Origin of the sequence: Staphylococcus sp. EG-SA-17, assembly GCF_017151845.1 — a bacterium.
Lineage (GTDB): Bacteria > Bacillota > Bacilli > Staphylococcales > Staphylococcaceae > Staphylococcus > Staphylococcus aureus.
Window position 1 is genome coordinate 96,615 of record NZ_JACVZO010000006.1, and the last position, 14,430, is coordinate 111,044.

Below are 14,430 nucleotides of genomic sequence, written 5' to 3' on the forward strand. Positions count from 1 at the left end.
ATATGAAGCAATTTTTTCAAAAACGCTATTAGTCACAAAATGTACACATAATTTTAACAAATGTGTGAACCCACGTCACACCTTGATTTATCAACATTTTTGATACAATTTTATTAATTTTTTTCCCATAAGCCCTTGTAAATATTGTGTAATAACTTAAAATTAATGTTAAGCCCTACATTTGTAGTATTAGGAGGTCAAAAAAGTGTCAAAATTTAAGTCTTTGCTTCTATTATTTGGCACACTAATTTTACTTAGTGGTTGTTCAAATATAGAAATTTTCAACGCAAAAGGGCCAGTAGCAAGTAGTCAGAAGTTCTTGATTCTTTATTCAATCGTCTTCATGCTTGTTATTTGTTTCGTTGTACTTGGCATGTTCGCCATTTTTATTTACAAGTATAGTTATAATAAGAATGCCGAATCTGGTAAGATGCACCATAATGCCATCATTGAAACAATATGGTTTGTAATACCTATCATAATCGTTGCTGCTTTAGCTATTCCTACAGTTAAAACTTTATACGATTACGAAAAACCACCGAAGAGTGAGAAAGATCCAATGGTTGTATATGCAGTAAGTGCAGGATACAAATGGTTCTTTGCTTATCCAGATGAACATATAGAGACTGTTAATACATTAACAATCCCTAAAGATCGTCCTGTTGTATTTAAGCTTCAAGCTATGGATACAATGACAAGTTTCTGGATTCCACAATTAGGTGGTCAAAAATATGCCATGACTGGCATGACAATGAATTGGACGTTAGAAGCATCTCAAACTGGTACGTTCAGAGGTCGTAACTCTAACTTCAATGGTGAAGGATTCTCACGTCAAACATTTAAAGTAAATGCCGTTAGTCAAAAAGACTACGACAAATGGGTGAAAGAAGTTAAAGGTAAGAAAACGTTAGATCAAGATACATTTGATAAACAATTATTACCAAGCACACCTAATAAAGCTTTAGAATTTAATGGTACACATATGGCGTTTGTTGATCCAGCAGCCGATCCAGAATACATCTTCTATGCATATAAACGTTTCAATTTCGAATTGAAAGATCCAAACTTCACTAGTGAAGAAAATATGTTTAAAGATGTATCAGACAAACCATTAATACCTGCTCGTAAAGCTCAAATTACAAATGCGAACTATAAACGACATGGTATGAAATTGATGATTCTTGGAAATGACGAACCATATAACAATGAGTTCAAGAAAGATGAATCGAAAAATGCGAAAGAAATGAAGAAAATTTCAAAAGATGCGCAAGATCAAGACAATGATGATCATGGAGGTGGACATTAATGAATTTTCCATGGGATCAATTACTAGTTAAAGGTAACTGGATGATTACAATGGCACAAATTGGTGCCCCATTCTTAGTTATTGGTTTAATCGCAGTAATTACTTACTTTAAATTATGGAAATATCTTTACAAAGAATGGTTCACATCTGTAGACCATAAGAAAATCGGTATTATGTATTTAATCTGTGCCGTATTAATGTTCGTCCGTGGTGGTATTGATGCGTTACTTATTCGTGCGCAATTAACAGTACCTGATAACAAATTTTTAGAATCTAACCACTATAACGAAATTTTTAGTACACATGGTGTAATCATGATTATCTTCATGGCAATGCCATTTATCTTTGGTTTATGGAATATCGTTGTTCCATTACAAATTGGAGCACGTGATGTTGCATTCCCAGTATTAAACAACGTAAGTTTCTGGCTATTCTTTGCAGGTATGATTTTATTCAACCTGTCATTTATTATTGGTGGTTCACCAGCAGCTGGTTGGACAAACTATGCGCCACTAGCAGGTGAATTCAGTCCTGGTCCGGGTGTTAACTATTACTTAATAGCTATACAAATTTCAGGGCTTGGTACCTTAGCTACAGGTATCAACTTCTTTGTAACAATTTTAAGATGTAAAACACCAACTATGAAGTTTATGCAAATGCCAATGTTTACAGTAACAACATTTATTACTACATTAATTGTTATTCTTGCTTTCCCTCCTTTAACAGTAGCGTTAGCATTAATGACAACTGATAGAATATTTGACACAGCATTCTTCACAGTTGCACATGGCGGTATGCCAATGCTTTGGGCTAACTTCTTCTGGGTATGGGGGCACCCTGAAGTTTATATCGTTATCCTTCCAGCATTTGGTATTTACTCAGAAATTATCCCGACATTCGCTCGTAAGCGTTTATTCGGACATCAAAGTATGGTATGGGCAACTGCCGGTATCGCGTTCCTTAGTTTCTTAGTTTGGGTTCACCATTTCTTCACAATGGGTAATGGTGCGTTAATCAACTCATTCTTCTCAATTTCAACAATGCTGATTGGTATTCCAACTGGTGTGAAATTGTTTAACTGGTTATTAACATTATATAAAGGACGTATTACATTTGAGTCACCAATGCTATTCTCATTAGCATTTATCCCTAACTTCCTTTTAGGTGGTGTTACGGGTGTAATGTTAGCAATGGCATCAGCTGACTATCAATATCACAATACGTACTTCTTAGTAGCTCACTTCCACTATACATTGGTTACTGGTGTTGTATTTGCCTGCTTAGCTGGTTTAATCTTCTGGTATCCAAAGATGATGGGTTACAAATTAAACGAAACATTAAACAAATGGTGCTTCTGGTTCTTCATGATCGGATTTAACGTTTGTTTCTTACCACAATTCATTCTTGGATTAGATGGTATGCCACGTCGTTTATACACTTATATGCCATCAGATGGTTGGTTCTTATTAAACTTAATTTCAACTATCGGTGCATTATTAATGGCAATCGGATTCTTATTCCTTGTTGTTAGTATCGTATACAGTCACTTCAAATCTCCACGTGAAGCAACTGGAGATAACTGGGATGGCCTTGGTCGTACTCTAGAGTGGACTACTGCATCAGCAATTCCACCTAAATACAACTTTGCCATTACACCAGATTGGAATGACTACGACACATTTGTTGATATGAAAGAACATGGTCGTCATTACTTAGACAACCATAATTACAAAGACATTCATATGCCAAACAATACTCCTGTTGGATTCTGGATTGGTATCTTTATGACTATCGGCGGTTTCTTCTTAATTTTCGAAACTGTAATTCCAGCATTAATTTGTTTATTCGGTATTTTTGGTACTATGATTTATCGCAGTTTCCAAATCGATCACGGATATCATATCCCTGCTGCTGAAGTTGCTGAAACTGAAGCTAGATTAAGAGAAGCGCGTATTAAAGAAAGGGAGGCTGTAAGTCATGAGTCATGATACAAACACTATTGATTCACGCACACATGAAGGCGAATTAAATAAGCTTGGCTTTTGGATTTTCATTACAGCCGAATTTGCGTTATTCGGTACCCTATTTGCGACACTATTAACTTTGCAACATGGTGGCGATTATGCAGGTAAAATGACTACTGAGTTATTTGAATTGCCTCTTGTTTTAATAATGACGTTTGCATTATTATTCAGTTCTTACACATGTGGTATTGCTATTTACTACATGCGCCAAGAAAAACAAAAGTTAATGATGTTTTGGATGATCATTACGTTACTTTTAGGTTTAGTCTTTGTTGGATTCGAAATTTATGAATTCGCACACTATGCATCAGAAGGCGTTAACCCAACAATTGGTTCTTACTGGTCTAGTTTCTTTATCCTATTAGGAACGCATGGTTGTCACGTATCGCTAGGTATCGTTTGGGCCATTTGTTTATTAATCCAAATCCAACGACGCGGATTAGACAAATATAATGCGCCAAAATTATTTATAGTAAGTTTATACTGGCACTTCTTAGATGTTGTTTGGGTTTTCATCTTTACTGCCGTATATATGATAGGGATGGTGTATAGCGGATGAGTACAATAATGAAACATACTGTAGGATTTATCGCATCTATCGTATTAACGCTTTTAGCAGTTTACGTAACACTATACACGTCATTAACATTCCACGCGAAGTTGACAATTATCTTTGGCTTTGCATTCATCCAAGCTGGACTTCAATTATTAATGTTCATGCATTTAACTGAAGGTAAAGATGGACGTTTACAAACATTCAAAGTTATCTTTGCTCTTGTAATTACACTTTGTTTCGTTGTCGGAACATATTGGGTTATGCAAGGCGGTCACTCTTCACACTTATAAACAACATTTTAATAATGTAAAGTTTAACCAGCTAACACTTTTGTTAGCTGGTTTTTATTTTCCTTCAATTTTTAAATGGTTAAGTCCCCTTCTATATCTTAAAAGACAATCATTATTATCCATTCAATTAATACATTCTTATACAATCATTTATATACATTTTTATATTGACATTTACATCAATTGTTTATATCTTTTTAACTTAACGCAAATTTATCATCCTACTACTTCAACCTTATACTTTAAACTTTTCACCTCTATAAAAAAGAAGATATAACTCGTATACTAGTCAAATAAGGTCAATGCCTTAATGCCATATACAAGTTATATCTTCTATATTAATTATTGAACAATAACACCCTTCGTATTGTAAGGTTTATTTTGTTTTAAAATATCATTATAAATATGTTTGATTCGAACTTCATTGTTTCCTTTTACATTTAATGCAAGTACAACTACATACTTATCATTATAGTAAACAGTAAAGACTTGTCCAAAGAATCCCCCGTTAAGTCTATTCAATGTTGGCTTAACATAGAAACCATATCGATATTCATCTGGATACTGTTTCGTACCAAACTCATGTAATAATGGGTTGGTTATTTTAGGACTAAATAATTTATATTGTTGCATTTGAGTAATTAATTTACCCATATCTGTTGGTGTCATATATATATTACCTGCACCATAATATTGTTCTAAAACATTAGGCTTCAAGAAAGAAAGTCCTGTACTATTATAAGAATAACCTTTTGCTAAATATTTTCTAAATGATTTTTCATCATAAAATGCTGAATGCTGAAGTTTTAGAGGATCCCCTATTTTTGTATAGTAATTCTCGGCATATGATTTGCCGGTAACTTCTTCGATAACTTTAGCTAGCACCAAATAATTCCCATCATTATACATATGCTTTTTGTATTTCTTAGGATCAATGCCACGTTTTTGAATTGCTCTCACTGCTTGATCTAAGTTCTTATAGTCTTTTGAAGATTTATATTTATATAATCCACTTTGATGCAGCATCAAGTCTTTTAAAGGAATGGGCTTAGATGTTTTAAACCATGGAATATATTTGCTTACTGGATCATTAATATTAATTTTATGTTCTTCTTCTAACTGTTTTAACAGTAATCCTGTTGAAAATTTTTGAGCTGAACCAATTAGAAACATCGTATTTGGTGTATTTTTAATTCCTTTTTCAAAATCTTGATATCCATAGCCTTTACTCATTTTCAATTTGCCATTTTCATATACCGCTACTGAACCATTAAATAATGAATTTTGTAAATACTGGTCAATCTTCTTATACTTTGGATCTTTACTATTGTATACTTCCTTTAATTTCGATGGCTCACCTTTGCCTTTATTACGATCAACCAAATATTTCGCATTATCCGATAATTTTGTTTCCTTATGTATAGGTTCTATAGAGTTCGTTTTCGTTTGTAATCGATGAAAAACTAATCCTATAGAGATAATGATGAACAAAAGCACGCATGCATGTATAACCAATTTCACTTTATTAAATTTCATTCGCTAATAGCCTCTCATTGTATTCAAATTAAATAATTAAAACAATAACCTTAACTTCGTTATAATATCACTTACAATTTTATCTGTCACCCACTTATGCGTTATGCTACTTAGTAATATTTTCTTCATATAAGTTCTTATTACAACAAATTTAATTATACCTTATCACATTGTATAAATCACTCAAATTTATATTACCCCTTTAATTTTTTTTAGACATCATACTAAAGTCGCATTATATTTTTTAAAATGCTTTTTGATTTTAACAAAACATTCAAATTACAAGGAACTTTGACATAACATTTGTATTTTTTACTATAAAGTACTACAATTTAAGGCTATAATGTATTAGTAATGAAGTTGTATAAATATCGTTCAACTAATTATATTTTAAAATTATGATTATGATTTAACAAAAATTTAATATAGGAGCATCAATCATGAATAAATTTTTAAAATACTTTTTGATCCTTCTAGCATTGGTTCTTATTGTTGTTCCAATTGTCTTCGCTACGTTACTTTTTAAAACGTCTCAAGATGCATTTGAATCTTCTCAAGATAGTAAAAATGCTAATCGTCAATCAAATTTACGAGACAATAAAGTTAATCCTGAAGAACAACCTATCTCTATTCTCTTCTTAGGTATCGATGATAATGACGGAAGAAGAAAAAAAGGCCAAGATGCTGAACACTCTAGATCAGACGCTATGATTTTAACTACTTTTAATCAATCTAAACACCAAATTCGAATGCTTAGTATTCCTCGTGATACAATCAGCTACATTCCTAAAGTCGGCTACTACGATAAAATTACCCATGCACATGCATATGGTGGTCCAATTGCAGCAATGGACTCTGTTGAAGCAACGATGAATGTTCCAGTTGATTACTATGTACGCGTTAATATGAAGGCCTTTGTAGAAGCTGTAAATGAACTTGGTGGCATATACTATGATGTACCATATGATTTAAATGAGCCAAATACAGATGATACTGGTAAGATTAAAATTAAAAAAGGGTACCAAAAATTAAATGGTGATGAGGCTTTAGCAGTTGCTAGAACTAGACATCATGATTCAGACTTGAAACGTGGACAACGTCAAATGGAATTAATTAAGATTTTATTCCAAAAAGCACAGGAAGTTGATTCTATTGATAAACTTGATAACGTGATTCAAATTGTAGGTAAAAATGCAAAGCATAATTTAACTAACTCTGAAATTAAAGCTTTAGCAAAAATGTACTTAACAAATGATGTTGAAATTAAAACTGCGCAATTAAAAGGTAAAGATGATATGTTAAATGGTATTTACTATTATCATCCAAGTGTAGACAGCATTCAAAAATATGCAAACTTACTTCGTAAAGACTTAGAATTATCACCTATTAATGATAAAAATGATTTCTTAGATCAACGTGTCATCAATCATTATGGTTCATTAATACCATTAACGCCTTTAGATAGTAGTTTATTGAGAAAAGAACAAAACGATACGACTGATAAAGATAAATCTTCGAATAATAGCGACGACAGTAATAACAGTAATAGCAACAATAGCGTCAATAATCAACAACAACCTGCTACAGATCAAAACTTAAATCAAAATCAAGGTGGCACTCAACAAACGCCACAAGCTTCAAATAACCAAAATGGTGTTGTAAACTAATATTATATGACGATTAACATTTACTATTTATGAAAGGAGCATCATACATGAGTAGAAAAACATACGAAAAGATTGCAAATATAAATGGGATGTTTAATATGTTAGAACAACAAATTATTCATAGCCAAGATATGGCTCATTTTAGAAGTGAATTTTTTTACGTCAATCATGAGCATCGAGAAAACTATGAAGCACTCCTAATTTATTACAAAAATAGTATCGAGAATCCTATTGTAGATGGTGCATGTTATATTTTAGCCCTACCTGAAATTTTCAATAGTGTTGATGTTTTCGAATCAGAGTTACCATTTTCATGGGTATATGATGAAAATGGCATTACTGAAACAATGAAATCACTTAGTATTCCATTACAATATTTAGTCGCAGCAGCTTTAGAAGTGACAGATGTAAATATCTTTAAACCTTCTGGGTTTACAATGGGGATGAATAATTGGAATATTGCTCAAATGCGAATCTTTTGGCAATATACAGCAATTATTAGAAAAGAAGCATTATAACAAATACACTCTATCTAGCTATAAAGATGGTTCCTATGAATCATTTTTATAGCATTTTTTATGTCTAATTATTTTTGTGAAAAATAACAATCGTTATTCTATGTTATTATTAGTAAATTAAATATAAATGATTTTGTTGGGATATGGAGGGATTTTATGTTTTTAAAAGTAAACAATCAAAAGATGTTAGAAGATTGCTTCTATATAAGAAAGAAAGTGTTTGTAGAAGAACAAGGCGTCCCAGAGGAAAGTGAAATTGATGAATATGAATCTGAATCTATTCACCTGATTGGGTATGACAATGGGCAGCCAGTTGCCACTGCTCGAATACGCCCTATTAATGAAACAACTGTCAAAATAGAACGAGTAGCTGTGATGAAATCACATCGCGGACAAGGCATGGGTAGAATGCTTATGCAAGCTGTAGAGTCATTAGCTATAGATGAAGGTTTTTACGTAGCTACCATGAATGCCCAATGTCATGCAATTCCATTCTATGAAAGTTTAAATTTTAAAATGAGAGGTAATATATTTCTTGAGGAAGGCATCGAGCATATTGAAATGACAAAAAAGTTGACCTCGCTTAATTAAAAAAAGTTGTATCTATTATAGAAACATTTGTAATAAACCAATTCTTAAATTGACATCAATTCTATTTGATTTGTCACGTCACCATTGAGATTCAAAATTTTTTTCATTTTTTTACAGTGAAAATATAAATTAAGAGTATATTACAAATTGGTTAAATACGCACAGGTGTATAAAACAGGTACTATAATGAGATTAATAATTAATAAATGTTAGGAGTAATAAATAGAATGGCGAAAAAATTTAATTACAAACTACCATCAATGGTTGCATTAACGCTTGTAGGTTCAGCAGTCACTGCACATCAAGTTCAAGCAGCTGAGACGACACAAGATCAAACTACTAATAAAAACGTTTTAGATAGTAATAAAGTTAAAGCAACTACTGAACAAGCAAAAGCTGAGGTAAAAAATCCAACGCAAAACATTTCTGGCACTCAAGTATATCAAGACCCTGCTATTGTCCAACCAAAAGCAGCGAATAAAACAGGCAATGCTCAAGTAAATCAAAAGGTTGATACTACACAAGTAAATGGTGACACTCGTGAGACTCAATCAACTACATCAAATAATGCGAAACCTGTTACAAAAACAACTAACACAACAGCATCTAAAACGAACAATAATGTTACAAGTGCTGGATATAGTTTAGTTGATGATGAAGATGATAATTCAGAAAATCAAATAAATCCAGAATTAATTAAATCAGCTGCTAAACCTGCTGCTCTTGAAACGCAATATAAAGCCGCAGCACCAAAAGCAACACCTGTTGCACCTAAAGCTAAAACTGAAGCTACACCAAAAGTAACTACTTTTAGTGCTTCAGCACAACCAAGATCAGTCGCTGCAGCACCAAAAACGAGTTTGCCAAAATATAAACCGCAAGTAAACTCATCAATTAACGATTACATTCGTAAAAATAATTTAAAAGCACCTAAGATTGAAGAAGATTATACATCTTACTTCCCTAAATACGCATACCGTAACGGCGTAGGTCGTCCTGAAGGAATCGTAGTTCATGATACAGCTAATGATCGTTCGACGATAAATGGCGAAATTAGTTATATGAAAAACAATTATCAAAATGCTTTCGTTCATGCGTTTGTTGATGGGGATCGTATAATTGAAACAGCACCAACGGATTACTTATCATGGGGTGTAGGTGCAGTCGGTAACCCTAGATTCATCAATGTTGAAATCGTACACACACACGATTATGCTTCATTTGCACGTTCAATGAATAACTATGCTGACTATGCAGCTACACAATTACAATATTATGGTTTAAAACCAGACAGTGCTGAGTATGATGGAAATGGTACAGTATGGACTCACTACGCTGTAAGTAAATATTTAGGTGGTACGGACCATGCCGATCCACATGGATATTTAAGAAGTCATAATTATAGTTATGATCAATTATATGACTTAATTAATGAAAAATATTTAATAAAAATGGGTAAAGTGGCGCCATGGGGTACGCAATCTACAACTACCCCTACTACACCATCAAAACCAACAACACCGTCGAAACCATCAACACCATCAACTGGTAAATTAACAGTTGATGCTAATAATGGTGTCGCACAAATCAAACCAACAAATAGTGGTTTATATACTACTGTTTACGACAAAACTGGTAAGGCAACTAATGAAGTTCAAAAAACATTTGCTGTATCTAAAACAGCTACATTAGGTAATCAAAAATTCTATCTCGTTCAAGATTACAATTCTGGTAATAAATTTGGTTGGGTTAAAGAAGGCGATGTGGTTTACAACACAGCTAAATCACCTGTAAATGTAAATCAATCATATTCAATCAAACCTGGTACGAAACTTTATACAGTACCTTGGGGTACATCTAAACAAGTTGCTGGTAGCGTGTCTGGCTCTGGAAACCAAACATTTAAGGCTTCAAAGCAACAACAAATTGATAAATCAATTTATTTATATGGCTCTGTGAATGGTAAATCTGGTTGGGTAAGTAAAGCATATTTAGTTGATACTGCTAAACCTACACCTGCACCAACACCTAAGCCATCAACGCCGACAACAAATAATAAATTAACAGTCTCAGCATTAAATGGTGTTGCTCAAATTAATGCTAAAAACAATGGTTTATTCACTACAGTTTATGACAAAACTGGTAAGCCAACGAAAGAAGTTCAAAAAACATTTTCTGTAACAAAAGAAGCAAGTCTAGGTGGAAACAAATTCTACCTAGTTAAAGATTACAATAGTCCAACTTTAATTGGTTGGGTTAAACAAGGTGACGTTATTTATAACAATGCAAAATCACCTGTAAATGTAATGCAAACATATACAGTAAAACCAGGCACTAAATTATATTCAGTACCTTGGGGTACTTATAAACAAGAAGCTGGTGCGGTTTCTGGCACAGGTAACCAAACTTTTAAAGCGACTAAGCAACAACAAATTGATAAATCTATCTATTTATATGGAACTGTAAATGGTAAATCCGGATGGATTAGTAAAGCATATTTAGCTGTACCTGCTGCACCTAAAAAAGCTGTAGAACAACCAAAAACAGCTGTAAAAGCTTATGCTGTTACTAAACCACAAACGACTCAAACAGTTAGCAAAATTGCTCAAGTTAAACCAAACAACACTGGTATTCGTGCTTCTGTTTATGAAAAAACAGCGAAAAACGGCGCAAAATATGCGGATCGTACATTCTATGTAACAAAAGAACGTGCACATGGTAATGAAACATATGTATTATTAAATAATACAAGTCATAATATTCCATTAGGTTGGTTCAATGTTAAAGACTTAAATGTTCAAAACTTAGGCAAAGAAGTTAAAACGACTCAAAAATATACTGTTAATAAATCAAATAACGGCTTATCAATGGTTCCTTGGGGTACTAAAAACCAAGTCATTTTAACAGGCAATAACATTGCTCAAGGTACATTTAATGCAGCGAAACAAGTATCTGTAGGCAAAGATATTTATTTATACGGTACTATTAATAACCGCACTGGTTGGGTAAATGCAAAAGATTTAACTGCACCAACTGCTGTTAAACCAACTACATCAGCTGCCAAAGATTATAACTACACTTATGTAATTAAAAATGGTAATGGTTATTACTATGTAACACCAAATTCTGATACAGCTAAATACTCATTAAAAGCATTTAATGAACAACCATTCTCAGTTGTTAAAGAACAAGTCATTAATGGACAAACTTGGTACTATGGTAAATTATCTAACGGTAAATTAGCATGGATTAAATCGACTGATTTAGCTAAAGAATTAATTAAGTATAATCAAACAGGTATGACATTAAACCAAGTTGCTCAAATTCAAGCTGGTTTACAATATAAACCACAAGTACAACGTGTACCAGGTAAGTGGACAGATGCTAACTTTAATGATGTTAAGCATGCAATGGATACGAAGCGTTTAGCTCAAGATCCAGCATTAAAATATCAATTCTTACGCTTAGACCAACCACAAAATATTTCTATTGATAAAATTAATCAATTCTTAAAAGGTAAAGGTGTATTAGAAAACCAAGGTGCTGCATTTAACAAAGCTGCTCAAATGTATGGCATTAATGAAGTTTATCTTATCTCACATGCCCTATTAGAAACAGGTAACGGTACTTCTCAATTAGCAAAAGGTGCAGATGTAGTGAACAACAAAGTTGTAACTAACTCTAACACGAAATACCATAACGTATTTGGTATTGCTGCATATGATAACGATCCTTTACGTGAAGGTATTAAATATGCTAAACAAGCTGGTTGGGACACAGTTTCAAAAGCCATCGTTGGTGGTGCTAAATTCATCGGCAACTCATATGTAAAAGCTGGTCAAAATACGCTTTACAAAATGAGATGGAATCCTGCACATCCAGGAACACACCAATATGCTACAGATGTAGATTGGGCTAACATCAATGCTAAAATCATCAAAGGCTACTATGATAAAATGGGCGAAGTCGGCAAATACTTCGACATCCCACAATATAAATAAGCAACATGAACATAGGATCAAAAGTCATCCCCCCACTATCAATCATGGGGGATGACCTTTGATCCCTTTTTTATACATACACAAGCAAAAATAGCGGTGATTGTTTACCATCAATTTTAACAATCACCGCTACTTTTGCTTGTAATTCATGATTCAATTTTTGTTGTGTGCACAATGACACTAAATTATGTGTTTGCTATTGTCGTGTTACAACGATATGCGTCGTTGATTTAACTTATCAAGTAATTGATTTAAATTATCTAATTCGACTTCCGATAAACATTGACATCTTGCTTCAATCAATTCGCAACGTGCATTATTTATTTGTGAAATTAATGTACGTGCTTGATCAGTCAAAATTAATTCTTTACATCTTAAATCTTCGCTAGATTGTTGACTTGTGATGTACCCTTTCAAAACTAATTTCTTAATCCACCTTGAAACTATAGATTGTTCCCTGCTAATCTTCATCGTCAAATCATACTGTGATAAGCGATCGTAATTAAATAAAATACGGAGAAGTTCTAGCTGTTCAGATGTGATATCCGTGCGTTGTCCAAATCTTCTATTCACTAAGTTTAAGTCATTGTTAGTCAGTGTAATAAGTTTTTCAAGTTGTTTATACATGTTGTTCTACTCCACTACATATTATTTATAATATTATATGCTTTTTTTATAATTTTTACAATACTATTCGACACAATAGACAAATTTGTTGCATAACTAATACAAAATATAATAAATTAGTAAGAGTCTTATAGACATAAAGGAGATAAAATATGACTTCATTAAAAGAGAGAGATTATTTTTTTGACAACGCAAGAGCAATTTTAATATTATTAGTCGTATTTGGACATATGTTACAACCCTACACTAGTGGCGATAAATATTTATCAGCATTATACCTAGTTATTTATAGTTTCCATATGCCAACATTTTTGTTTATATCTGGTTATTTCGCGAAAAATATTGATAAACCATACTATTTAGAAAAAATTTCAAAACGTTTGATAGTACCTTATATGATATTTTTTGCATTCTTTTCAATATATTATTTCTTAACAGGTAAAAGTGACGAATTACAACTTGATCCTTTTAACCCAGTATTTGCGTTATGGTTTTTGATCACGCTATTTTTCTTTCATGTCATTTTAGTAATAGTTAGAAGATTTAATCCATATAAAGTGCTATCAGTTTCAATTATTATATCTATTGGAGCAGGTTTTTCAGGAAACATCGATAGCTACTTAAGCATTTCAAGGACAATCGTATTTTTCCCAATATTTTACCTAGGTTACATTTTCACCAAAAAACATACGGCTATTTTTAAAAATAAAAAACTAATACCAGTATCTATCATTACGTTTATTTTGTTTTTTATCATTTACGTGATTCATCCTATCAATGCAGATTGGTTATTAGGAAGTTCACCATATACTTCACTTGAAAATGAAGGACAGAGTGTATTCAGTCCTTTTAAACGACTTATATTATATGGAATTATATTAATCGCAATGACTGCGTTTCTAAATTTAATATCAACAAAGAAAAAATTATATACTTATATTGGTAGTCGTACGCTATACGTATATTTATTACATGGTTTAATTATTGGCATTGTTAGAGGATTTGAATGGTACCCATTCGATAATCCTATATCATTAATGACGTATCTTTATTTAATAAGTATATCTGTAATCATCGTATATGTATTATCTACAAACTTTGTTTGTAAATGGACAAATCCAATAATTAATTTACAAAGACCATCACAGTTTAAAGACTCATAATTATATAATGTCTAAGTACATTAACTGTAACCACTTTATTCATTTTGAAAAGTAGTTACTACAGTGTATTTAGACATTTTTCGTTTTTCAAATAAAGCTTAAGTAATTTACCCTTTTTTGCTTTAAAAGTATGTTATGATATTATTAATTT

The 14,430-nt window shown here is 32.4% G+C and carries 12 protein-coding genes; 9 read left to right on the plus strand and 3 right to left on the minus strand.

What is annotated here, in order from left to right:
• Window positions 1-205: 205 nt before the first annotated feature.
• From qoxA to qoxD, 4 genes are read left to right on the plus strand one after another with little or no spacing between them, the layout of a single operon-like run.
• A complete protein-coding gene (qoxA, locus tag IDG65_RS04695; RefSeq protein ID WP_000032836.1) occupies window positions 206-1,306 on the plus strand; it encodes a cytochrome aa3 quinol oxidase subunit II in 1,101 nt (366 codons plus the stop codon).
• A complete protein-coding gene (gene qoxB / locus IDG65_RS04700; RefSeq protein ID WP_001010762.1) occupies window positions 1,306-3,294 on the plus strand; it encodes a cytochrome aa3 quinol oxidase subunit I in 1,989 nt (662 codons plus the stop codon). Before qoxA ends, qoxB begins: the two co-directional genes overlap by 1 nt.
• A complete protein-coding gene (gene qoxC, locus IDG65_RS04705; RefSeq protein ID WP_000017736.1) occupies window positions 3,284-3,889 on the plus strand; it encodes a cytochrome aa3 quinol oxidase subunit III in 606 nt (201 codons plus the stop codon). Before qoxB ends, qoxC begins: the two co-directional genes overlap by 11 nt.
• A gap of 8 nt (window positions 3,890-3,897) precedes the next feature.
• Complete coding sequence (gene qoxD / locus IDG65_RS04710) at window positions 3,898-4,176, plus strand: cytochrome aa3 quinol oxidase subunit IV (protein WP_001794576.1); 279 nt, start codon at window positions 3,898-3,900, stop codon at window positions 4,174-4,176.
• 342 nt (window positions 4,177-4,518) lie between these two features.
• Here the strand turns inward: qoxD and fmtA are convergent, their stop codons facing one another.
• Window positions 4,519-5,712, minus strand: a complete 1,194-nt coding sequence (gene fmtA, locus IDG65_RS04715) for a teichoic acid D-Ala esterase FmtA (RefSeq protein ID WP_000671256.1) — start codon at window positions 5,710-5,712, stop codon at window positions 4,519-4,521.
• Window positions 5,713-6,152: 440 nt separating this feature from the next.
• Here fmtA and IDG65_RS04720 point away from each other — a divergent pair, with 440 nt between their 5' ends.
• The 4 genes from IDG65_RS04720 (at window position 6,153) to atl (ending at window position 12,489) form a co-directional block, all read left to right on the plus strand.
• Window positions 6,153-7,379, plus strand: coding sequence for a polyisoprenyl-teichoic acid--peptidoglycan teichoic acid transferase (locus tag IDG65_RS04720; protein WP_001031973.1), 1,227 nt, complete (start codon window positions 6,153-6,155; stop codon window positions 7,377-7,379).
• Window positions 7,380-7,426: 47 nt separating this feature from the next.
• Entirely contained in the window at window positions 7,427-7,897 is a 471-nt protein-coding gene (locus tag IDG65_RS04725) for an osmotic stress response protein (RefSeq protein ID WP_000088437.1), read from the plus strand.
• A 156-nt stretch (window positions 7,898-8,053) separates the two neighbouring features.
• On the plus strand, window positions 8,054-8,488 hold the full coding sequence (locus IDG65_RS04730) for a GNAT family N-acetyltransferase (protein WP_000479222.1): 435 nt from the start codon (window positions 8,054-8,056) through the stop codon (window positions 8,486-8,488).
• Window positions 8,489-8,715: 227 nt separating this feature from the next.
• The gene (gene atl, locus IDG65_RS04735; RefSeq protein WP_052997641.1) at window positions 8,716-12,489 is read left to right on the plus strand and encodes a bifunctional autolysin; all 3,774 of its coding nucleotides are present in this window, start codon (window positions 8,716-8,718) and stop codon (window positions 12,487-12,489) included.
• Window positions 12,490-12,559: 70 nt separating this feature from the next.
• Here atl and IDG65_RS04740 read toward each other — a convergent pair whose 3' ends face one another.
• Together IDG65_RS04740 and IDG65_RS04745 are read right to left on the minus strand one after the other, a co-directional pair.
• Window positions 12,560-12,670, minus strand: a complete 111-nt coding sequence (locus tag IDG65_RS04740; RefSeq protein ID WP_001788579.1) for a hypothetical protein — start codon at window positions 12,668-12,670, stop codon at window positions 12,560-12,562.
• A 26-nt stretch (window positions 12,671-12,696) separates the two neighbouring features.
• Window positions 12,697-13,116 carry a MarR family transcriptional regulator gene (locus tag IDG65_RS04745; protein ID WP_000278015.1) on the minus strand — a complete coding sequence of 140 codons (420 nt, stop codon included), beginning with the start codon at window positions 13,114-13,116 and terminating at the stop codon, window positions 12,697-12,699.
• 152 nt (window positions 13,117-13,268) lie between these two features.
• On the opposite strand from IDG65_RS04745, the gene IDG65_RS04750 reads away from it, so the two are divergent.
• Window positions 13,269-14,279, plus strand: coding sequence for an acyltransferase family protein (locus tag IDG65_RS04750; protein ID WP_000202441.1), 1,011 nt, complete (start codon window positions 13,269-13,271; stop codon window positions 14,277-14,279).
• The last annotated feature ends 151 nt before the right edge of the window (window positions 14,280-14,430 follow it).

Coding starts and splice junctions, on each gene's coding strand:
- qoxB (WP_001010762.1), top strand. CDS start 1,306: ATGAATTTTCCATGGGATCAATTACTAGTTAAAGGTAACTGGATGATT.
- qoxC (WP_000017736.1), top strand. CDS start 3,284: ATGAGTCATGATACAAACACTATTGATTCACGCACACATGAAGGCGAA.
- qoxD (WP_001794576.1), top strand. CDS start 3,898: ATGAAACATACTGTAGGATTTATCGCATCTATCGTATTAACGCTTTTA.
- fmtA (WP_000671256.1), bottom strand. CDS start 5,712: ATGAAATTTAATAAAGTGAAATTGGTTATACATGCATGCGTGCTTTTG.
- IDG65_RS04720 (WP_001031973.1), top strand. CDS start 6,153: ATGAATAAATTTTTAAAATACTTTTTGATCCTTCTAGCATTGGTTCTT.
- IDG65_RS04725 (WP_000088437.1), top strand. CDS start 7,427: ATGAGTAGAAAAACATACGAAAAGATTGCAAATATAAATGGGATGTTT.
- IDG65_RS04730 (WP_000479222.1), top strand. CDS start 8,054: ATGTTTTTAAAAGTAAACAATCAAAAGATGTTAGAAGATTGCTTCTAT.
- atl (WP_052997641.1), top strand. CDS start 8,716: ATGGCGAAAAAATTTAATTACAAACTACCATCAATGGTTGCATTAACG.
- IDG65_RS04745 (WP_000278015.1), bottom strand. CDS start 13,116: ATGTATAAACAACTTGAAAAACTTATTACACTGACTAACAATGACTTA.
- IDG65_RS04750 (WP_000202441.1), top strand. CDS start 13,269: ATGACTTCATTAAAAGAGAGAGATTATTTTTTTGACAACGCAAGAGCA.